This window comes from Alphaproteobacteria bacterium, from assembly GCA_019635875.1.
Taxonomy (GTDB): Bacteria; Pseudomonadota; Alphaproteobacteria; order Reyranellales; family Reyranellaceae; genus JAFAZJ01.
Genome location: JAHBYP010000016.1, coordinates 24526 through 44309 on the forward strand (window position 1 = coordinate 24526; position 19784 = coordinate 44309).

The window sequence follows — 19784 nt, forward strand, 5'->3', positions numbered from 1 at the left end:
CCGAATCCTGATACCTTCCCCCGGAGGGGGAAGGTGCCCGAAGGGCGGATGGGGGATGTCGAAGACGAACAGCGACTTCGTTGAGACATCCCCCATCCGTCGCGCTACGCGCGCCACCTTCCCCCTCCGGGGGAAGGGCAAGGACCAGATGGCGCTTCTAGGTATCATCGCGGACGATTTCACCGGCGCGACCGACATCGCCGGCATGCTGGTCAAGGGCGGCATGCGCACCGTCCAGACCATCGGCGTGCCGGCCGCCGACATGGCGCTCGACGATGTCGATGGCATCGTCGTGGCGCTCAAGAGCCGCACCATCGCGCCGGCTGACGCCATCGCCCAATCGCTCGAAGCCCTTGCGGCGCTGCGGGCGCGTGGCTGCCGGCAGATCTTCTTCAAGTACTGCTCGACCTTCGATTCGACGGATCGCGGCAATATCGGCCCGGTGGCCGACGCCCTGCTCGACAGTCTCAACGAGTCCTTCACCATCTTTTGCCCGGCCTTCCCGGCCAATGGCCGCGCGATCTTCCTCGGCTACCTCTTCGTCGGCTCGGTGCTGCTGAGCGAATCGAGCATGCGCGACCATCCACTGACGCCGATGACCGATCCCAGCCTCGTGCGCGTCCTGCAGCGCCAGACCAGGCACAAGGTCGGCCTGATCGGCCTGCGCACGGTGCAGGCGGGCGCCGCCGCGATCCGCGAGGAGATCGAGGTACTCAAGGCCTCGGGCGTGCGCCACGCCGTCGTCGACGCCGGCACCGATCCCGACCTGATGACCATCGGCGAGGCGATCGCCGATCTCGCGCTGGTCACCGGCGGTTCGGGCGTCGCCATGGGCCTGCCGGCGAATTTCCGCCGCGCCGGCCTGCTGCGCGAGGGCGCCGCCGACCAGCTGCCCAAAGTGGACGGCAAGGCCGCGATCGTCGCCGGCTCGTGCTCAGCCGCGACCCTGGGCCAGATCGCCACCTATCGCGGTGCCGGTGGCGCGGCGCTCGAGCTCGACACCGAGGCGATCTGCGACGGCCAGGACGTGGCGCAGCAGGCGCTCGACTGGGCCGGCAAACAGGCGGGCCCCGCCCTGCTCTACGCCAGCGCGCCGCCCGAGCGAGTCAAGGCGGTCCAGGCGCGCTATGGCGTCGAGGAGTCGAGCAAGCGCATCGAGGCGACGATGGCGGCCATCGCCAGCGGCCTCGTCGCCGCCGGCGTGCGGCGCCTCGTGGTCGCCGGCGGCGAGACCTCGGGCGCCGTGGTGCAGGCGCTGGGCGCCCGCGCGCTGCGCATCGGGCCGGAGATCGATCCCGGCGTGCCGTGGACGGCGACGACGACCAAGTCAGGGGCGACCATCGCGCTGGCGCTGAAATCGGGCAATTTCGGCGCCGCCGATTTCTTCTCCAAGGCCTTCGCCAAGCTGCCGTGACCCGCTGTCATTCCGAGCGCAGCGAGGAATCTCCTCGAAACGAGGGCTTCGTTGCCGGGAGATCCCTCGCTACGCTCGGGATGACGGAAAAGATGGAAACGCCATGCCGCTGAAACTCGCCGCCAACCTGTCCTGGCTTTACCAGGACATCGGATTCATGGAGCGCTTCGCCGCCGCCGCCGCTCACGGCTTCAAGGCGGTGGAGTTCCTGTTCCCCTACGACTTCCCCGCCGCCGACATCGCCGCCCGGCTGAAGCAGCACAAGCTCACCCAGGCACTGTTCAACCTGCCGCCGGGCGACTGGAGCAAGGGCGAGCGCGGGCTGGCGGCGCTGCCCGGCCGTGAAGCCGACTTCAAGGCCGCGCTGGAGACGGCGATGGGCTACGCCGCGACGCTCGACTGTGCGCGCGTGCACGTGATGTCGGGGCTGATCACGCCGGGCGCCGATCTCTCGGCGATGCGCCGCACCTATGTCGACAACCTCAAGCGCGCCGCCGAGCGCGCGGCGAAGGACGGCCGCGATGTGGTGATCGAGCCGATCAACCGGCGCGACATCCCCGGCTACTTCCTCAACACCACGACCGAGGGCGCCACCATCATCGCCGAGATCGGCGCGCCCAACCTCAAGCTGCAGTTCGACCTCTATCACTGCCAGGTCACCGAGGGCGACCTGGTGCGCCGCGCCGAGAAGCTCTTCGCGCAGATCGGCCACGTGCAGATCGCCGGCAATCCCGATCGCAACGAGCCCGATGTCGGCGAGGCCAATCACCTCCATGTCCTCGAGGTGCTCGATCGCCTCGGCTACGCCGGCTATGTCGGCCTCGAGTACAAGCCCCGGACCACCACGGCCGCCGGCCTCGGCTGGGCCAGGCCCTACGGCATCAGCGCATGAGCACCAACACCTTGAACGTCGCCATCGTCGGCCTCGGCTCGATGGGCATGGGCATGGCGCGCAACATGCTCGACAAGGGCCACCGCGTGGTCGGCGTCGACATGAACCCGGCTGCGCGCGACAGTCTCGTCGCGGCCGGCGGCGCGATCGCCGACTCGCCGAAGGACGCCGCCGCCAAGGCCGATGCGCTGGTCATCGTCGTGGTCAACGCGGCCCAGGTCGAGGCGGTGCTGTTCGGCGAGGGAGGCGCAGTCGGCTCGTTGCCCAGAGGCGCCGTGGTCATGCAATGCGCCACCGTGCCGGCGGGCTTCAGCAGGAGCCTCGGCGAGCGGCTGGCGCAGGCGGGTCATCCCCTGCTCGACGCGCCGATGTCCGGCGGTGCGGCGCGCGCCGCCGACGGGCAGCTCACCATCATGTCCTCGGGCACGGCCGATGCCTATGCCCGCGCCGAGCCGATCCTCGACGCCGTGGCCGGCAAGGTCTACCGTCTGGGCGATGCGCCCGGCATCGGTTCACTGGTCAAGACGGTGAACCAGCTGCTGGCCGGCGTGCACATCGCGGCCACCGCCGAGGCCATTGCGCTCGGTACCAAGGCCGGCGCCGATCCGCGCGCGCTCTACGACGTTATCACAAACAGCGCCGGCAATTCCTGGATGTTCGCCAACCGCGCGCCGCACATGATCGAGGGTGACTACACGCCGCTCTCGGCGGTCGACATCTTCGTCAAGGATCTCGGCCTGGTGCTCGACACCGGCCGCGACGTCAAGCAGGCGCTGCCGCTGGCGGCGACGGCGCACCAGCTGTTCCTGATGGCCTCGGCCGCCGGCTGGGGCCGCCTCGACGACGCCGCGGTGGTCAAGCTCTACGAGCAGATGGGCGGCTTCAGCGTCGCCGAGCGGGCGAAGAAGCCGTCATGATTCCTTCTCCCCGCGAAGGCGGGGAGAAGGTGCCCGAAGGGCGGATGAGGGGCTTCGAGGCGGTGCAACAGGCATTGCGGATGCTGACAGGCCATGAAGCCCCTCATCCGCGTCGCTGCGCTCGGCACCTTCTCCCCGCCTTCGCGGGGAGAAGGAGGGAAAGTCATCATTCCGTCGCGATCCGCGGGATGGTTCGCGCTACACTGCGGGCAAAGGACGCCCCCTGAATGCATCGCAGCCGCAGCACCAAGATCGTCGCCACGCTGGGTCCCGCCACCTCGACCGAGGAGCGCATCCGGGCCATCTTCGCCGCCGGCGTCGATGTCTTCCGACTGAACTTCAGCCACGGCACGGTCGAGGACCACAAGGCCCGCGTCGACATCATCCGCGCGCTGGAGAGCGAGTTCGGCCGGCCAATCGGCATCCTGGCCGACCTGCAGGGCCCGAAGATTCGAGTCGGCACCTTCGCCGGCGATCGCGTGCACCTGAAGGCCGGCCACGCCTTCCGGCTCGACATGACCAGGGAGCCGGGCACCGCGAAGCGCGCGCCGCTGCCGCATCCCGAGATCTTCCAGGCGATCCGCGTCGGCAGCACCCTGCTGATCGACGACGGCCGCATTCGCCTGCGGGTAAAGAAGCACACCGAGGATACGATCGACACCGAGGTCGAGGTCGGCGGTGACGTATCGAACCGCAAGGGCGTCAACGTCCCCGACGTGCTGCTGCCGCTCTCGCCGCTGACCAACAAGGACCGCCGCGACCTCGACTCGGCGCTGGAGCTGGGCGTCGACTGGGTGGCGCTGTCCTTCGTGCAGCGCGCCGACGACATCGCCGAATTGCGCAAGCTGGTGGGCGACCGCGCCGCGGTCATGGCCAAGATGGAGAAGCCCGGCGCCATCGAACACCTGGACGACATCCTGGCGATCACCGACGGGCTGATGGTGGCGCGCGGCGATCTCGGCGTCGAGCTGCCGCCGGAGGACGTGCCGCCGATCCAGAAGATGATGCTGCGCGCCGCGCGCGAGCTCGGCAAGCCGGTGATCGTCGCCACGCAGATGCTCGACTCGATGGTGCATTCGCCGACGCCCACCCGCGCCGAGGCCTCCGATGTCGCCACCGCGGTCTACGACGGCGCCGACGCGGTGATGCTGAGCGCCGAGTCGGCCTCGGGCAACTACCCGGTCGAGGCGGTGCAGATGATGAACCGCATCCTCGCCCGCGTTGAACGCGATCCGGTCTACCGCGAGATCAACGATTCCAGCCGCCACGAGCCGGATCCGACCGCGGCCGACGCCATCAGCGCCGCCGCGCGGCAATGCGCGCACACGCTCTCTGCCGCCGCCATCGTCACCTATACGACGTCGGGCTCGACCACCCTGCGCGCGGCGCGCGAGCGGCCCGACGTGCCGATTCTCTGCCTGACGCCGAGGATGGCCACGGCGCGGCGCATGGCGCTGGTCTGGGGCGTGCACGCCGCCTTCGCCGAGGACGCGCACAATTTCGCCGACATGGTCCAGCGCGCCCGCGTCATGGCGCTGCAGGAGGAGCTGGCCAAGCCCGACGACCGGCTGGTGATCACCGCCGGCGTGCCCTTCGGCACGCCCGGCGCCACGAACATTCTCCGGATCGCGCGGGCGTGACGGCCCGCCCGTCGTCCTGAGCGCAGCGAAGGACCTTGCGGTGGCGCGAGCAGACACGACGCCAGCGTGTGACCGCGATACCGCGAGGTCCTTCGCTGCGCTCAGGACGACGGACGATTTCGCCGATCAATGACGCGCCTGGCCTTGCCGATCGAGCGCTCGACGGTGCCGAGCGCGGCGATCTCGACGCCTGCGGTAACGCCGCACATCGCCTTGACGCGCGCCGACAGCGCGGCGGCCACGTCGGCGCGGCGGTCCTCGCCCAGTGTTGCGCGCGCCTCGACGACGATCTTCAGCGCATCGAGCGGGCCCTCGCGCGACAGCTCCAGCACGTAGTGCGGCGACAGCGCCGGCTCGCGCAGGATCTGCTCCTCGACCTGGCTGGGGAAGAGATTGACGCCGCGCACGATCAGCATGTCGTCGCTGCGCCCGGTGATGCGCGCCATGCGGCGCATGCTGGTGATGGTGCCGGGCAACAGCCGCGTCAGGTCGCGCGTACGGTAGCGCACCACCGGCAGCGCCTGCTTGCTGAGCGAGGTGAAGACCAGCTCGCCGATCTCGCCCTCGTTCACCGGCAGGCCGGTGTCGGGATCGACGATCTCCGGCAGGAAATGGTCCTCCCAGATCGTCGGCCCGTCCTTGCTGTCGCGGAACTCCTGGGCGACGCCGGGGCCCATGATCTCGGAAATGCCGTAGATGTCGACGGCGTCGATGCCGGTGCGCCGCTCGATCTCGGCGCGCATGCCCTCGGTCCACGGCTCGGCGCCGTGGATGCCGATGCGCAGCGCCGTGTCGCGCACGTCGATGCCCTGGCGCTCGAACTCATCGGCCAGCGCCAGCATGTAGGACGGCGTCACCATGATTACGCGCGCGCCGAACTCGGCGATCAGCTGCACCTGGCGCTCTGAGTTGCCGCCCGACATCGGCACCGCCGTGCAGCCCAGCCGCTCCGCCCCGTAATGCGCGCCCAGCCCGCCGGTGAACAGGCCGTAGCCATAGGCGACATGCACGACGTCGCCCGGCCGCCCGCCGCCGGCCCAGATCGAGCGCGCCATCAGGTCGGACCAGGTGTCGATGTCCTCGGCGGTGTAGCCGACCACGGTGGGCCGTCCCGTCGTGCCGCTCGAGGCATGCACGCGCACGCAGCGTTCGCGCGGCACGGCGAGCATGCCGTAGGGATAGTTGTCGCGCAGGTCGCCCTTGGCGGTGAACGGGAAGCGCGCGAGATCGGCGAGCGACTTCAGGTCCGAGGGATGCACGCCGACCGCCGCGCACTTGGCGCGATAGGGCGCCTGGTTGGCGTATGCGTGCGCGAGCGTCGCCTTCAGGCGCTGAAGCTGCAGCGCTTCCAGCGCGTCCCGCGAGAGGCGCGTCTCGGGAAACGGAGTCATCGTCATGGCGTCGTCGGCGCCGGCGGCGGCTCGGGCGGCGCCAGCTCGGGCCGTTCGTCGGCGGCGAAGACGAAGCGGCGATAGGCGTAGCCCAGCCCGACCAGCGCCGCGCCCAGGCCGAGGAAGGACAGCACGCGCAGCAGCCCCTGCAGGCCCGACATGTCGATCAGGAACACCTTGGCCACCACCAGCAGCACCATGATCATGCCGGCGTGGCGCAGTGCCGGCACGTGGCGCCACATGCCGATCGCCAGCAGCCCCAGGCCGAACACCAGCCAGGCCGCGGAATAGGTGTAGAGCTCGACGCCCTCGGCGTCGAACGGATCGCCGGCGAACACCGGATCGAAGACGTGGCGCACCTCCAGCGTCACCCAGGCGAAGGCGAGGATCATCGCGGTGATCGCCGCGATGGCAACGGCGCGCGTCTCGTTGGCCTGGCGCGCCATGCGCAGGGCCAGCGCCGCCAGCAGCGCCGGCAGCAGGTAGCCGACCAGCAGGCCGTTGAAGAGCGGCGTGGTGCCGACGCGCACCGACTCGGCGATCGGGTTCATCGCCAGGCTCTGCACGAGGATCGCCAGCGCCGCGCTCAGCGCGCCGACGATGCGCCAGGCCATCAGCGCGACCTGCGAGCCCGTCCTGCGCGCCACGTGCAGCGCGACCAGCGCGAAGCCGCCCCAGGCCAGCACCAGGGTGGCGCGCTCGTAGAATGTCGTGCCCGCGGCCGACAGGCCGGATGGCTGGAAGATGCTGCGCACCTCGAGGGTCAGCAGCACGAAGCCCAGCAGCACGGTCGAGGCCTTGACCATCTCCGACAGCGGATCCTGGCGCACCGCCGAGAGGAAGCGCCCGCCGAGCCAGAAGGCGACGATGGTCAGGCCATAGGCCCACAGGATCCAGTTGAGGAACGGGATGCCGCCCAGCGGGTAGTCGAGCAGGTAGGGATTGAGCACGAAGCGCACCATGACCGTGCCGAGCAGCGGCCAGCACAGCCAGCGCAGGCTCAGCACGTCGAGCTTCCAGCCGATCCAGGCGATGGCGGTGAGCTGGAAGGCGTAGGCGACGGTGATCCATTCGCGCCGCAGCTCCAGCGGGATCGCCGCGGCGACGAAGAACGTCACGCCGGCGGCCATCACGCCCAGCGCTTCGGTGGCGCCCGGCATGCTGCCGCGCCAGCGCGCCAGCCGGTCGGCGGCGGCGAGGAATGGCAGCGCCAGGCCGAGGCTGAGCAGCGACCACGGCATCGCCGGGAACTTGCCGCGCAAGGTGTACCAGCCGAGCAGGAAGTGCAGCAGCGTGGCGCCCACCGTGACGCCGGCCCAGAAGCCCGGGCGGCCGGCGTTCCACATGAGCGCGAAGGCGGCGATGGCGAAGCCGCCGCCCATGACCAGCAGGGTCGGGCCGAAGGCGTCGACCTCCTCCGCGGTCGGGCCGCCCCAGAAATGCACGAACCACCAGATGGCGAGCGCCGACAGCGACAGGAGCGGCGGCAGGCCGGCGAGGTACTGGAAGCGCGGCACGTAGCGCGCCAGGGCATAGATGCCCGCGCCGTAGAGGCCCAGGCACAGCCAGCCGGCGGTGCGCAGCGGATCGCCGACGGCGATGCCGACCAGCAGCCCGCCGGTGATCAGGGTGGCGGCCCAGACCTGCCCAACGACGTGATCGGTGGGCTGTCCCTGCTCGCGCACGCGTTGCCAGGTCGCCCAGACGAAGAGCGCGGCGACGCCGACCAGGAACAGGCCGACCCAGATCTGCCCATCGGCGCCGTAGCGCACGGGATCGTCTGCGCGCAGCACCATCCAGAACAGGCTCCACAGGCTGGTGCCGGCGAGCACGCCCCAGCCCAGCACCCACCAGCCGCGATGGCGGATCACCGCCAGGGTGCCGGCGGCGGTGGCCAGCAGGTAGCCGAACAGCGCGAGGATGTTGGGCGTCTCGCCGCCGATCACCAGCGGCGAGACGAAGCCGCCGACGAAGGCGAGTACCGCGACAAAGATGCCGTGGCGTAGCGACAGCACGATGCAGCCCGCCGTCAGCGCCAGGGCCAGCACGCCACCCATGAAGCGCGGCACCATCTCGTAGAGCGCCACGGCGGAGAACAGCGCGCCGTAGAGCGCGGCGGCGCCGGCGGCGGTCAGCGCCTGGGCGACGCGATCGTCGCGTCCGCGCAGGCGGTCGCCGCCGACGATCAGCCCGGCGCCGAACAGCGCCGCGAGGATCACGCGCACCGTCGGCGAGAGATAGCCCTGCTCGATCGAGTAGCGCACCAGGAAGATCGCCGCGAGCGCCAGCACGACGCCGCCGCCCCAGACGAAGGCGCGCGCGCCCAGCCACTGCTCGAGGCTCGGCGCCGGCTTGCGCGCGACGGAAGCCGCCGGCACAGGGCCCGGCGTCAGCAGCGGCGGCAGCGAGTCGGCTGCCGGCGCGACCAGCGGTGGCGCGGGCTGCCAGGACGGCGGTGCCGGCGGCGGCGCTGCCGCCGCCGGCGCGATCGCCGGCGGCAGGTCATCCTGCGGCGGTGCCGGCGTCGCCGGCGGCGCCTCGGCCTGCGGCTCGACCGCCGGCCTCGGCCCGCGCTGGGCGAGCTCGGCGCGCAGCTCGCGGATCTGGCCCTGCAGCGCCTCGATCGAGCGCCGCGTCTCGCCGCTGCGCAGGAAGGCGATCAGCGCCATGACCGGCGTGCCGAGCGCGACGACGCCAACGATCAGGACGAGGAGGATCCAGAGGCCGTCCATGGGAACGCTCTACCTTCCCCCTCCGGGGGAAGGAAGAGTTGCGCATGCGCGACATCCTCACTGCGCCGCGACGCGCAGCGCGCTGTCGAACGCCGCGCGGTTGTCGCGGGCGACCTCGCCGCGCTTGATCACCAGGCGATGGTTCTCCCTTCGCGCCACCATTCGGATGTCGCCCAGCGGATCGCCGTTGGTGACCACCAGGTCGGCGACGTTGCCGTCCTTCAGCCGGCCGTGGTCGGAGAGCCGCATCAGGTCGGCGGCGCTCGCGGTGGCGAAGAAGATCGAGTCGCGATTGCTGATGCCGATATCGCACATGAACTCGAGCTCCAGGGCGTTGTCGCCATGGCGGTTGTACGGTGTGCCGGCGTCGGTGCCCATGGCGATCTTGCAGCCGGCCTCGTAGTACATCTTCACCGACTGCACGTGACGCTCGGCCATGCGGCGCGACTTCTCGATCACGTAGGGCGGGATGCTGGCATCGCCGGCATCGGCGCCGCGCAGGATGTGCACCAGCGCCGCGAGCGTCGGCACCAGCCAGGTGCCGCGCGTGCGCATCTCGCCGATCGCCTCGTCGGTCATGAAGATGCCGTGCTCGATCGAGGTCACGCCGCCCCGCACGGCGTTGAGGATGCCCTCGGTGCCCTGGGCATGGCTCGCCGTGGTCTTGTGGAAGCGCGTGGCCTCGGCGATGCCGGCACGCATCTCCTCGGCGCTGTAATGCGCGTCCTCGGGATTGACGCCCGGCGTCATGACGCCGCCGGTGGCCATGATCTTCACCAGGTCGGAGCCGGCATGGATCTGCTCGCGCACGGCGCGCACCACGTCGTCGACGCCGTCGGCGATGCGGCCGTTGCGGTTGCCGTGGCCGCCGGTCATGCAGATCAGCCGTCCGGCGCAGCGCATGGTGGGCCCGAGGAAGCGGCCGGCGTTGTAGGCGTCGCGCAGCGCGAACTCGATGTAGTCCTTGCCGCCGCAGTCGCGCACCGCGGTGACGCCGCCCTCGAGCGTGGCGCGCATGAACTCCATGCCGCGCACGGCGAGCTGGGCCGGCGTCATGCGGTCCTGCACCAGGCCGGGATTGCCCTCGGCGCCGAGCAGCGAATGGATGTGGCAGTCGATCAGGCCGGGCACCACCGTGCCGCCCGCGGTGTCGACGCGCGGCCCGCTGTAGCCGGCGAACTCGCCCGCGGGCGCGATGCGCTTGATGCGCCCGCCCTCCTCCAGCAGGCCATGGTTGTCGAGGGAGCGCTCGCCGTCGAACAGGCGGCCGCCGATGTAAAGCGTGGGCATGGGTACTCTCAAACCTCTGGAGATGCGGTTGGCGCGCATACTGTCACATGGGACCGCCGGCGTCTCGCCGGCTGCCGTCCCTTCCCCCGGAGGGGGAAGGTGCCCGAAGGGCGGAAGGGGGATGTCGAAGACGGACGCCCGTGTTCGTCTTCGACATCCCCCTTCCGTCAGCGCTGCGCGCTGCCACCTTCCCCCTCCGGGGGAAGGGAAGGCACCGGCGCCTGCGATCCCTCAGGTCTTGCGCTCCCCCGACGCCGCCCGGAGCTTCTCGATGTGCTCGCGCAGGCCCTCGATGTGCCGGTTGTGCTTCAGCGCCTCCTCGTAGGCCTTCACCGCGTCGGCCGGCCGTCCGAGCTCCGCCATGATCATGCCCAGCCCCGACCAGGCGCCGAAATGCCGCGGCTCCAGGGCCACGGTGCGCTGGATGTCGGCCACCGAGGCGGCCATGTCGCCGCGCAGGAAATGCACCGTGGCCCGCTTGTTCCACGCCTCGGCGAAGTCCGGCGCCCTCTCGATCAGCCGGCTGAAGGTCTCGACCGCCTCGTCGAGCTTCTGCGCCGCCATCTGCAGCATGCCCTGGCGCATCAGCGCGTCGAGCTCGGCTGAGTCGGCCTTGATCCAGGTCTCCCAGATCGCCTGCTGCAGCGCCGCCGCCGCCACCGGATCGTCGATCGTGGCCAGGCGCTGGAACAGCCCGTCGAGCGCCGGATCCTTCTGCGTCGCCATCGCCGCCTCCGCGCTCATCAGGAACATCGCCAGCAGCGGCGCGAACCATCGTGGCCTGGGCATCATCGCCTCCATCGCGGGCGATGGAGTGTAGCATGGGCTATTTCAGGCCGTACTCTTCCGCAGCGCGCGCCTCGATCCTCGAATTGCGCGACTTCGCCCGCTCGATGTCGGCTGCGCCGCCGGCCTGGTCACCCCGGCGTTGGCGAGCGAGGCCGCGGGCGTAGAGAGCCATAGAGCCCAGGCGCTTCGTATCCCATTGCACGGCGATGTCGAGGTCGGCGATTGCTGCGTCCAGATTCCCACCCAGCAAGTGGGCGATACCGCGCAACTCGCGTCCCAGACTCGACGACGGTTCGATTCGCAGCGCGCGATCAAGATCGGCGAGCGCCGCGTCGCGCCGTCCGCCCATCAGCAACATCATCGCTCGCCATCGCAGCGCTACCGGGTAGTCGGGAGCGATCGCCAGCGCCCTATTGCAGGCTGCCATTGCCTCATCGAACTCCTGATACAACACGCCATAGCCGCAGATATAGGTCCAAGGATTAGGATTGTTCTGCTTTGCCTTCTCATGCTGGCCCAAGTCCTCATAGGCTTTGCTGCGCCCCTGATAGGCGGTGGCGCTGTATGGGTTGAGGCGGATAGCCTCCTCGAAGTCATTGAGAGCATCCGCGGGCAGGTTCCTGGCGAGGTAGGCCTGGCCGCGACGCAGGAATGCGAACGCATCCGAAGGATCCAGCCGGATCGCCGCAGTGAAATCCGCAATCGCCGACTCGTAGTCGCGCTTGCCCGCGCGAACATTGCCACGCTCGAGATAGGCAGCAGGAAACCAGGGATTGAGCCGGATTGCCTGCGTGAGGTCGTCGACGGCCTGATCCGCTTCTTGAAATCCGCGCAAATGGCCGCGATGGTAGAAGGCAGCGGCCAGGCTCTGTTCCGCCTCGTGCCCGGACTCGATCAATGCCGTGCAGGCAGCAACGGCAATCTCGCGATCCACCTCGGCCAAGCCCTCGCAGCGCCGCCACTGCTCGGCCCGATCCTGCGCCCTTCCCTCGCTCCACGGCAGCGCCAGCAGCAGAGCGACAAGCGCTGCCCACCGCCTCATCGCAGGCCGTACTCCGCCAGGCGCGTGTCGATGCGGCGGTCGAGCTTCCTGGCTTCGGCGATATCGTCGGCGCCGCCTCCCGCATCGCCCTTGCGCTGCCGCGCGAGGCCGCGGCCGTAGAGGGTGAGCGCGTCGTAGCGTTGCTGGCGCAACGCCGCGTCGAAATCGGCGATGGCGGCGTCGAGCTGGCCGGTACGCAGATGGGCGATGCCGCGGTCGCGGCGCAATTCGGGCTTGTCGGGCTCGACCCGCAGCGCCAGGTCGAAATCGGCGATGGCCGCGTCCAGCCGGCCGGCGTCAAGATGCAGGATGGCGCGCAGCCGGGCGGCGAGCGCGAAATGCGGCTGCAGGCGCAGCGCCTCGTCGCACATCGCCAGTGCCTCCGCCGTGCGCCCGGCGCGCGAGGCCTGCAGGCAGGCGCGCGCCCAGTGATCGGGATCGATGCGCCGTCCCGCCTCGCGATCGAGCCGGCCGCGCTCCTCCTCGCCCAGCGCCTCCCAGGCCTTGGCGCGCTCGTACCATGCCCGGGCGAAGCTCTCGTCGAGCCGGATCGCCTCGCCGAAATCGCCGATCGCCGGCTCCCAGCGCCGCATCCAGGTATGGAGCGTGCCGCGCAGGAAATGGGCGAAGGCGTTGGCCGGGTCGAGCGCCACCATGCGGTCGTAGTCGTCGATCGCGCGCGCGTGCTCGTCCTTGCCGAACCACGCCTGGCCGCGCCAGCGCCAGGCATCGGCGAACCAGGGATTGAGGCGGATCGACTCGGACAGATCGGCGATCGCGCGATCGTCGTCGCCCAGCCAGTGATGCGCCACGCCGCGATTGTAGAAGATGACCGCCAGCCCCTGCTCGCTCTCGGCCCCCGCATCGATCAGCCGCGTGCAGCTCTCGATCGATTCGCGCAGGCTGGCATCCTCGACGCCCTCGCAGCGCTGCCAGTCGCGGGCACGATCCTGCGCCAGCGACGGCGAGACGCCGAGCGCCAGCAGCAGCATCGCGATCCCAGGGCCTCGCCTCATCGCCGCCTCACGCCAGGCGGAACCGGCCCTCGAACTTCGCCGGCATCGGTCCGCCCGTCACCCAGTCTAGCAGTTCCACGGTGTGCGCGATGGGCAGAGTGCTGCCCGAGCCGATCTGGCCGATGCAGCCGAAATTGCCCGCCGCGATCGCGTCGGGCCGCAGGCTCTCGATATTGGCGAGCTTGCGGTCGCGCAGGCGGCGCGACAGCGTCGGCTGCAGCACCTGGTAGGTGCCGGCCCAGCCGCAGCACAGATGGCCCTCGGGCACGTCCTTGACGACGAAGCCCGCGGCGCGCAGCAGCGCTTTCGGTGGCTCGGTGAGCTTCTGGCCGTGCTGCATCGAGCAGGCGGCGTGGTAGGCGATCACCATGGGTGCACCGTCCGCGCGCACCGGCCTGCCGACCGGCCGCAGCGCCTCGGGCGCCAGCACCTCGCTGACGTCGCGCGCCAGCTTTGCCACCGCCTCGGCGCCGCCGCGCCACTGCTCGTCCTCGGCCAGCAGGTGGCCGTAGTCCTTCAAGGTCGTGCCGCAGCCCGAGGCGTTGGCGACGATGGCGTCGAGCGGGCCGTCGAGCTGGTCGATCCAGGCCGCGATGTTGGCCCGCGCCAGATCGCGCGCCGCCGCGCGCTGGCCGGTGTGCAGCACCGAGGAGCCGCAGCAGCCCGCGCCTTCGGCAATCACCACCTCGATGCCATGCCGCGTCAGCAGGCGCACCGTGGCCTCGTTGACCTCGGGCGCCAGCACCTGCTGGCCGCAGCCGTTCATCAGCGCGACACGTTGGGCGCGCGCGCCTTGGGCGGCGAAGGTCTGCGGCCGGTCGACCGGCGAGGGCGGGTGCAATCGCGCCGGCACCGCATCGAGCATGGCGCGCAGGCGGCGCCAGAACGTGGCGCCGCCGGGATCGGGCGAGGTCGCGGGCAACAGCGCGGCGACCGGTCGGGCGAAGCGGCCCAGCACCATGGTCCAGCGGAACAGGCGCGGGTTCGGCATCAGCCGGTTGAGCACGCCACGCAGCAGCCGGTCGGCCAAGGGCCGCCGGTAGGTCTCCTCGATATGCGCGCGCGCGTGATCGACCAGGTGCATGTAGTGCACGCCCGACGGGCAGGTCGTCATGCAGGCCAGGCACGACAGGCAGCGGTCGATATGGCGCGCGACGATCTGGCTGGCCGGCGCATCGCGCTCCAGCATGTCCTTGATCAGGTAGATGCGCCCGCGCGGGCTGTCGCGCTCGTCGCCCAGCGTGACGAAGGTCGGGCAGGTCGCGGTACAGAAGCCGCAATGCACGCATTTGCGCAGGATCGCGTTGGCGCGATCGATGTCGGGATCGGCGAGCTGGGCGAGGGTGAAGTTGGTCTGCATTGTCAGCCGCCGGCGAAGATCGATCGCGGATCGAAGCTCTCCTTCACCCGGCGCGACAGCGCGGCGAGCGCGTCGGGTTGCGGGTGGAAGACCGGCACGGCGGCGCGGATCGAGTCGGGAGCGCGGACCAGCGTGGCGTGGCCGCCGGTCGCACGCAGCGCATCGCGCACGATGTCGGCGGTGGCCTCGCGCGTGGTGAGCCAGACCAGGCCGCCGGACCAGTCGTACTGCGCGCGTGCTTCGGGCAGGCGGGCGCGGATCGCGGCGACCACCGCGGCGCCGTCGCTCGGCGGGCAGGAGAGCTTCCACAGCAGGCGCTCGGCGTCGTTGGCCAGCGGCTTCGCATCGCGCAGCTCGGTCCAGAACAGGCGCGAGCGCATGGAGTGCAGCTCCTCCATCTGCGGTGCCACGCCGGCGAACTGCTGGCGCAGTGCCATCATGCGTGCATCGGCAGACGGTGCCACGCCTTCAATACGCAGCGCGGTGATGGCGCCGCCCTGCTTCGTGACGAGGTCGACGCTGCTTCGCGCGGCGATTTCCGCCGGCAGATGCGCCGCGCCGCTGACCTCGTTGGGGCTGCCCATGGCGGCGCACATCGCTTGCACCGCGGTGGCGTCGTCGAGGCCGACCAGCATCAGCGTGCGCAACTTCTCGGCCGCCGGCACGACCTTCACCGTGATCTCGTGCAGCGCCGCGAGCGAGCCGCGCGAGCCGGCAAGCAGCTTGGAAAGATCGTAGCCGGTGACGTTCTTCACCACGCGGCCGCCCGACTTGAAGAGCTCGCCGCGGCCGTTGACGCCCTGGAAGCCGAGGAAGTGATCGCGCGCCGCGCCGTGGCTGACGCGCCGCGGGCCGGCGAGGTTGCACATCAGCGCGCCGGCCAGGGTGCCCTCGCCCGAAGCGCCGCCCAGCATGGCGCCGAGATCGGGCGGCTCGAAGGCCAGCATCTGCTTGCGCTGCGCCAGCAATGCCTCGACCTCGCGGATCGGCGTGCCGGCCTTCACCGTGATCACCAGCTCCTCGGGCTGGTAGTCGACGACGCCGCTGATGTTCGCCAGCGACAGCCTGTGGTCGACCTTCATCGGCGGCCCATAGGCACGCTTGCTGCCGCGTCCCTCGATGGCGAGCGTCACCCCCTCGTTCAACGCCCACCCGACCGCCGCGCGCAGTTCGTCGGGCGTGCGGGGTTGAAGAGAAGACACTTACCTTCCCCCGGAGGGGGAAGGTGGCAGCGCGCAGCGCTGACGGATGGGGGATGTCGAAGACGAACGGAGGAGTCCGTCTTCGACATCCCCCATCCGCCCTTCGGGCACCTTCCCCCTCCGGGGGAAGGTAAGGGACACGGCACCCATCAGAACCTCGGCAGGTCGGGGAAGGGGATCTGGCCCTTGTGGACGACGAGGCGGCCGAGCTCGGCGCAGCGGCGCAGCTGCGGGAAGACCTTGCCCGGGTTGAGCAGGTGGTCGGGATCGAAGGCGCACTTCACGCGCATCTGCTGGTCGAGATCGACCTGGGTGAACTGCACGCCCATCAGGTCGCGCTTCTCGATGCCGACGCCGTGCTCGCCGGTCAGCACGCCGCCGACCTCGACGCACAGCCGCAGGATATCGGCGCCGAATTCCTCGCAGCGCCTGAGCTCATCGGGGTCGTTGGCGTCGAACAGGATCAGCGGATGCAGGTTGCCGTCGCCGGCGTGGAAGACGTTGACCACGCGCAGGCGGTGCGTCTTCGACATCTCGCGCATGCGGCCCAGCACCTCGACCAGCTTGGCGCGCGGCACCGAGCCGTCGAGGCACATGTAGTCGGGCGAGATCTGGCCGACCGCCGGGAAGGCCGCCTTGCGCCCGGCCCAGAACAGCACGCGCTCGGCTTCGTCCGCGCTGACGCGGATCGTGGTGGCGCCGCGCTCGCGCGCCAACCCGGCGACACGCTCGATCAGGTAGTCGACCTCGACACCCGGCCCGTCGAGCTCGACGATCAGCAGGCCCTCGACGTCGAGCGGATAGCCGGCACCGACATAGTTCTCGGCGCATTGCACGGCGTCCCTGTCCATCATCTCCATGCCGCCGGGGATGATGCCCGCGGCGATGATGGCGGCGACGCATTCGGCGGCGCCCGACTCGGTGGGGAAGCCCAGCAGCACGGCGCGCGCGGTGTCCGGCTTGCGCAGCAGGCGCACCGTGACCTCGGTGACCACGCCGAGCAGGCCCTCGCTGCCGGTCATCAGCCCCATCAGGTCGTAGCCCTCGGCGTCGAGATGCTTGCCGCCCAGCCGCACCACCTCGCCGCTCATCAGCACGATCTCGAGGCCCAGCAGGTTGTTGGTCGTCAGCCCATACTTCAGGCAATGCACGCCGCCGGAGTTCTCCGCCACGTTGCCGCCGATCGAGCAGGCGATCTGCGAGCTGGGATCGGGCGCGTAGTAGAAGCCCTCATGCGCCACCGCCTGGCTGATGCCGAGATTGGTGACACCCGGCTGCACGCGCGCGCAGCGATTGGCGATGTCGATCTCGAGCACGCGGTTGAACTTGGCCATGCCCAACAGGATCGCGTCGCCCACCGGCATCGAGCCGCCCGAGAGCGACGTGCCGGCGCCGCGCGGCACCACCTTCACGCCCGAATCCTGGCAGTAGCGCAGGACGCGCGCGACCTGCTCGACCGTCTCGGGCAGCACGACGACCAATGGCATCTGGCGATAGGCACTGAGCGCGTCGCACTCGTAGGGCTTCATGCCCTCGGCATCGTCGATCACGCCCTCGCCCGGCACGATGGCGCGCAGCGCCGCGACGATCTGCGAGCGGCGCGCGAGGATCCCGGGGTCGAGCGGCGGCATCTGCATGATACCGGCCACTACACTCCAAAAACCTGCCGGTTGGAAGCCGCCGGCCGCGCGCTGTCGAGCGCAGCTTCTGTGCCGGATCGGACGGAATCATCCCGGCCCGCGCACAAACGACGGGCGGCGGAAGCTTGCGCTCCCGCCGCCCGGTCAGACTGTCGGATTCAGGCCGAAATCAGCCGGCGCGCGCCTTGAAGCGCGGGTTGGTCTTGTTGATGACGTAGACCCGACCCTTGCGGCGCACGACGCGGCAGGCCTTGTGGCGGGTCTTGATCGTCTTGAGCGACGAGCGGATCTTCATGGCCCAGTTCCCAAAAACAAACCCCCGGGCGACCGGGGGAAATTCGAAGCGGCGCGGACCATACGGATGGGGGCCCGCCCTGTCAACCGGACGTCGTCAGCCGGGCGGCAGCGGCGCCACATTGTCCAGCCATTCCCGGGCCTCGGCCGGCCTGCCGAAAATGGCGAAGGGCCGGTCGACGGAGGCCGCCTGGCCGTACAGGGCGCTGGCCTCGCGGGTCGAGTCGGCGTCGACGACGATGGCCAGCGGGCCCAGCGGCCCGTCCTTGGCGTACTCGGCCATGACGCGGCCCAGCGCCTTGATGTCGGCCGCGCGCAGCGACATCGGCGCGAAGCTCAGGTCGAGGATCTTGCGGAAGGGCATGGCGCCGGCGGCGTGGACTTCGGCGAGGTAGCGCTCGAACTCCTCGCGCGTCGCCTCGCCGGACACCGCGGCGGTCACCAGACGTTCGGCAGGGGAGGCGGTCCACCGGATCGGCATGCGCCGCGATGTTACCGGTGGGCCGCGACCCTGTACACGCCCGGCCCCGATGTCGACTGATCAGTGCAGCAGCTCGGCGATCTGCTTCGGCCCGGCCCAGGCCAGCTGGTTGTAGGACTCCGACTCCCACCAGCCGTGGATGGTACGCACCTCGCCGATCCTGCCGCCGGCGATCATCCGGGCCAGCCGGCGCACGTTCTCGCGCTGGATGTTCAGCTGCCCCTCAAAGAACTTCTCGCGATTGGTGCCGATGGCGCGGATGAAGTCGGCGTACGCCTTCTCGTAGCCCGGCTTGTGCGCGGCGAAGGCCTTGTCGCTGTTGAGGCGTGCACGGATCTGGTCGTCCCCGCTGAGATCGCTGCCGGCCTTGTTGATGACCTGGATCTCGCCGTTGTTGTAGCTGCGCGTGGCCTTGGTGTAGGTCCAGTTGCCCCTGTCGTCCAGATCGGCGAAGCACCAGCCGCCGCCCTGCTTGAACGTCATCTTGCGCAGCCCGCTCAGCCCGACATCCGCGCCTCTGCCCTGTCCGCCGTCGACGGTGTAGTACGTGTCGCCGCTGTGGCCGACGATGATGCCGACATGCACGGCGAGCGCGCCGCCGCCACGCGCCAGGTAGAGATGATCGCCGGTGCCCTCGACATAGTAGATGTCGCCGATCGTCAGATGCGGGCGGATGGTCACGTCGGTGTCCTTGAAGGGCTTGCCGTCATCGGCCAGGTCGGCGCGGATGCGACGGGGATCCAGATAGGGTTTGCCGCTCTGCTTGTACGTCTTGCGCGTCGGCGTGCCGAGGTCGATCACCGGGCCGTTGGGCGTGTTCAGCGTCAGCGGGCTGCCGTCGATCATGTCGCAGCCGGCGGCGTGATAGATGGCGCGCGCCGTCATCACGCAGCTGGTGCCGCCGCCGCCCTGGCCCATCGCCTTGAGCTGGGTCAGCGACGCGGCGCCGTCGAACAGCCCGCCCAGGGTGTAGAGCGCCGGCAGGTCGGGGCTCGACGGGCCCATGCCGCAATGCGCGCGCGCCACGGCGGCGATGCGCTCGTCCACCGAGTCCGGGTACTCGTGATAGAACTCGGGATAGAAGATGAACTGGCCGGCGCGCTGCTTCATCGTCGCCTGCAGCGGCTTGCTGTTGACCATGGCGTGGCGCAGCGCGGACAGGAACGAGTTGACGCGCCAGCCATGGATCGGCTCGAGCACCGGCTTCAGGCTCGCGCCGCCCGGCAGCACGCCCAGCGCGCCGGCAGCCATGACATTGAGCACCCGGTCCTCGATCGCGCTGCGGTTCGCCGCCGCCGCCATGCCGGCGACGCGGCTGCGCATGCCCGCATCGGTGGCCGCCGCCGCGAGCTGGTCGATGATCGGCTGCAGGACCTGGGCCGAGGGCACGGTGGCGAGCTTGGTCGCCAGGGAGTCGAGGACGTTGTCGATGGCCATGGGTCTCTCCATGTCTTTGGCTGGGCCGCAGCATGGCAGCGCCCGATGCCGTGGCCGTGTCCTCGCACCAGCCGAATTGTGTCGTGCGTGTCATCGCCGGCACCCCGGCCCTTCCTTCCCCCTCCGGGCAGAGCGATCGCATATGGCGCATTCCTCCCTCTCCCCGCTTGCGGGGAGAGGGTGGGGGTGGGGGGTCGTTTCAGGTTGGGCACAGCCGTGGTGCGTCACTTGCGGCAGCCCCCCCCCC

At 70.2% G+C, this 19784-nt stretch carries 16 protein-coding genes; 4 read left to right on the forward strand and 12 right to left on the reverse strand.

The window, feature by feature from the left end; translation table 11 throughout:
- The first annotated feature begins 148 nt into the window (after window positions 1-148).
- The 4 genes from KF889_30580 (at window position 149) to pyk (ending at window position 4863) form a co-directional block, all read left to right on the forward strand.
- Window positions 149-1414 carry a four-carbon acid sugar kinase family protein gene (locus tag KF889_30580; protein MBX3503811.1) on the forward strand — a complete coding sequence of 422 codons (1266 nt, stop codon included), beginning with the start codon at window positions 149-151 and terminating at the stop codon, window positions 1412-1414.
- A gap of 103 nt (window positions 1415-1517) precedes the next feature.
- A complete protein-coding gene (locus tag KF889_30585; protein MBX3503812.1) occupies window positions 1518-2306 on the forward strand; it encodes a hydroxypyruvate isomerase family protein in 789 nt (262 codons plus the stop codon).
- On the forward strand, window positions 2303-3223 hold the full coding sequence (locus tag KF889_30590; GenBank protein ID MBX3503813.1) for an NAD-binding protein: 921 nt from the start codon (window positions 2303-2305) through the stop codon (window positions 3221-3223). The genes KF889_30585 and KF889_30590 overlap by 4 nt, the downstream gene beginning before the upstream one ends.
- 227 nt (window positions 3224-3450) lie before the next feature.
- Complete coding sequence (gene pyk, locus KF889_30595) at window positions 3451-4863, forward strand: pyruvate kinase (protein MBX3503814.1); 1413 nt, start codon at window positions 3451-3453, stop codon at window positions 4861-4863.
- 101 nt (window positions 4864-4964) lie between these two features.
- On the opposite strand, the gene KF889_30600 is transcribed toward pyk, so the two are convergent.
- The 12 genes from KF889_30600 to KF889_30655 form a co-directional block, all read right to left on the reverse strand.
- Window positions 4965-6260, reverse strand: a complete 1296-nt coding sequence (locus tag KF889_30600) for an AMP-binding protein (protein ID MBX3503815.1) — start codon at window positions 6258-6260, stop codon at window positions 4965-4967.
- Complete coding sequence (locus tag KF889_30605; protein MBX3503816.1) at window positions 6257-8986, reverse strand: DUF2339 domain-containing protein; 2730 nt, start codon at window positions 8984-8986, stop codon at window positions 6257-6259. The genes KF889_30600 and KF889_30605 overlap by 4 nt, the downstream gene beginning before the upstream one ends.
- Window positions 8987-9043: 57 nt before the next feature.
- A complete protein-coding gene (locus KF889_30610; GenBank protein MBX3503817.1) occupies window positions 9044-10276 on the reverse strand; it encodes an amidohydrolase family protein in 1233 nt (410 codons plus the stop codon).
- A 231-nt stretch (window positions 10277-10507) separates the two neighbouring features.
- The gene (locus KF889_30615) at window positions 10508-11065 is read right to left on the reverse strand and encodes a tetratricopeptide repeat protein (GenBank protein ID MBX3503818.1); all 558 of its coding nucleotides are present in this window, start codon (window positions 11063-11065) and stop codon (window positions 10508-10510) included.
- A gap of 37 nt (window positions 11066-11102) precedes the next feature.
- A complete protein-coding gene (locus KF889_30620) occupies window positions 11103-12107 on the reverse strand; it encodes a tetratricopeptide repeat protein (GenBank protein ID MBX3503819.1) in 1005 nt (334 codons plus the stop codon).
- Window positions 12104-13123 (reverse strand): tetratricopeptide repeat protein, encoded by a 1020-nt coding sequence (locus KF889_30625; GenBank protein ID MBX3503820.1) that lies wholly within the window; start codon window positions 13121-13123, stop codon window positions 12104-12106. Before KF889_30625 ends, KF889_30620 begins: the two co-directional genes overlap by 4 nt.
- Window positions 13124-13130: 7 nt before the next feature.
- Window positions 13131-14483 carry a 4Fe-4S dicluster domain-containing protein gene (locus KF889_30630; GenBank protein MBX3503821.1) on the reverse strand — a complete coding sequence of 451 codons (1353 nt, stop codon included), beginning with the start codon at window positions 14481-14483 and terminating at the stop codon, window positions 13131-13133.
- A 2-nt stretch (window positions 14484-14485) separates the two neighbouring features.
- Window positions 14486-15685, reverse strand: coding sequence for an FAD-binding protein (locus KF889_30635; protein ID MBX3503822.1), 1200 nt, complete (start codon window positions 15683-15685; stop codon window positions 14486-14488).
- 149 nt (window positions 15686-15834) lie between these two features.
- Window positions 15835-17334 (reverse strand): FAD-binding protein, encoded by a 1500-nt coding sequence (locus KF889_30640; protein ID MBX3503823.1) that lies wholly within the window; start codon window positions 17332-17334, stop codon window positions 15835-15837.
- A 160-nt stretch (window positions 17335-17494) separates the two neighbouring features.
- Window positions 17495-17620: a type B 50S ribosomal protein L36 gene (ykgO, locus tag KF889_30645; protein MBX3503824.1), complete on the reverse strand. Its 126-nt coding sequence runs from the start codon at window positions 17618-17620 to the stop codon at window positions 17495-17497.
- A 96-nt stretch (window positions 17621-17716) separates the two neighbouring features.
- Entirely contained in the window at window positions 17717-18100 is a 384-nt protein-coding gene (locus tag KF889_30650; GenBank protein ID MBX3503825.1) for a hypothetical protein, read from the reverse strand.
- Window positions 18101-18160: 60 nt separating this feature from the next.
- A complete protein-coding gene (locus tag KF889_30655) occupies window positions 18161-19537 on the reverse strand; it encodes a hypothetical protein (protein ID MBX3503826.1) in 1377 nt (458 codons plus the stop codon).
- Between the last annotated feature and the right edge of the window lie 247 nt (window positions 19538-19784).

What these genes read in the sequence shown, in the direction of transcription:
- KF889_30580 (MBX3503811.1), top strand. Translation starts at nt 149, where the DNA reads ATGGCGCTTCTAGGTATCATCGCGGACGATTTCACCGGCGCGACCGAC.
- KF889_30585 (MBX3503812.1), top strand. Translation starts at nt 1,518, where the DNA reads ATGCCGCTGAAACTCGCCGCCAACCTGTCCTGGCTTTACCAGGACATC.
- KF889_30590 (MBX3503813.1), top strand. Translation starts at nt 2,303, where the DNA reads ATGAGCACCAACACCTTGAACGTCGCCATCGTCGGCCTCGGCTCGATG.
- pyk (MBX3503814.1), top strand. Translation starts at nt 3,451, where the DNA reads ATGCATCGCAGCCGCAGCACCAAGATCGTCGCCACGCTGGGTCCCGCC.
- KF889_30600 (MBX3503815.1), bottom strand. Translation starts at nt 6,260, where the DNA reads ATGACGATGACTCCGTTTCCCGAGACGCGCCTCTCGCGGGACGCGCTG.
- KF889_30605 (MBX3503816.1), bottom strand. Translation starts at nt 8,986, where the DNA reads ATGGACGGCCTCTGGATCCTCCTCGTCCTGATCGTTGGCGTCGTCGCG.
- KF889_30610 (MBX3503817.1), bottom strand. Translation starts at nt 10,276, where the DNA reads ATGCCCACGCTTTACATCGGCGGCCGCCTGTTCGACGGCGAGCGCTCC.
- KF889_30615 (MBX3503818.1), bottom strand. Translation starts at nt 11,065, where the DNA reads ATGCCCAGGCCACGATGGTTCGCGCCGCTGCTGGCGATGTTCCTGATG.
- KF889_30620 (MBX3503819.1), bottom strand. Translation starts at nt 12,107, where the DNA reads ATGAGGCGGTGGGCAGCGCTTGTCGCTCTGCTGCTGGCGCTGCCGTGG.
- KF889_30625 (MBX3503820.1), bottom strand. Translation starts at nt 13,123, where the DNA reads ATGAGGCGAGGCCCTGGGATCGCGATGCTGCTGCTGGCGCTCGGCGTC.
- KF889_30630 (MBX3503821.1), bottom strand. Translation starts at nt 14,483, where the DNA reads ATGCAGACCAACTTCACCCTCGCCCAGCTCGCCGATCCCGACATCGAT.
- ykgO (MBX3503824.1), bottom strand. Translation starts at nt 17,620, where the DNA reads ATGAAGATCCGCTCGTCGCTCAAGACGATCAAGACCCGCCACAAGGCC.
- KF889_30650 (MBX3503825.1), bottom strand. Translation starts at nt 18,100, where the DNA reads ATGCCGATCCGGTGGACCGCCTCCCCTGCCGAACGTCTGGTGACCGCC.
- KF889_30655 (MBX3503826.1), bottom strand. Translation starts at nt 19,537, where the DNA reads ATGGCCATCGACAACGTCCTCGACTCCCTGGCGACCAAGCTCGCCACC.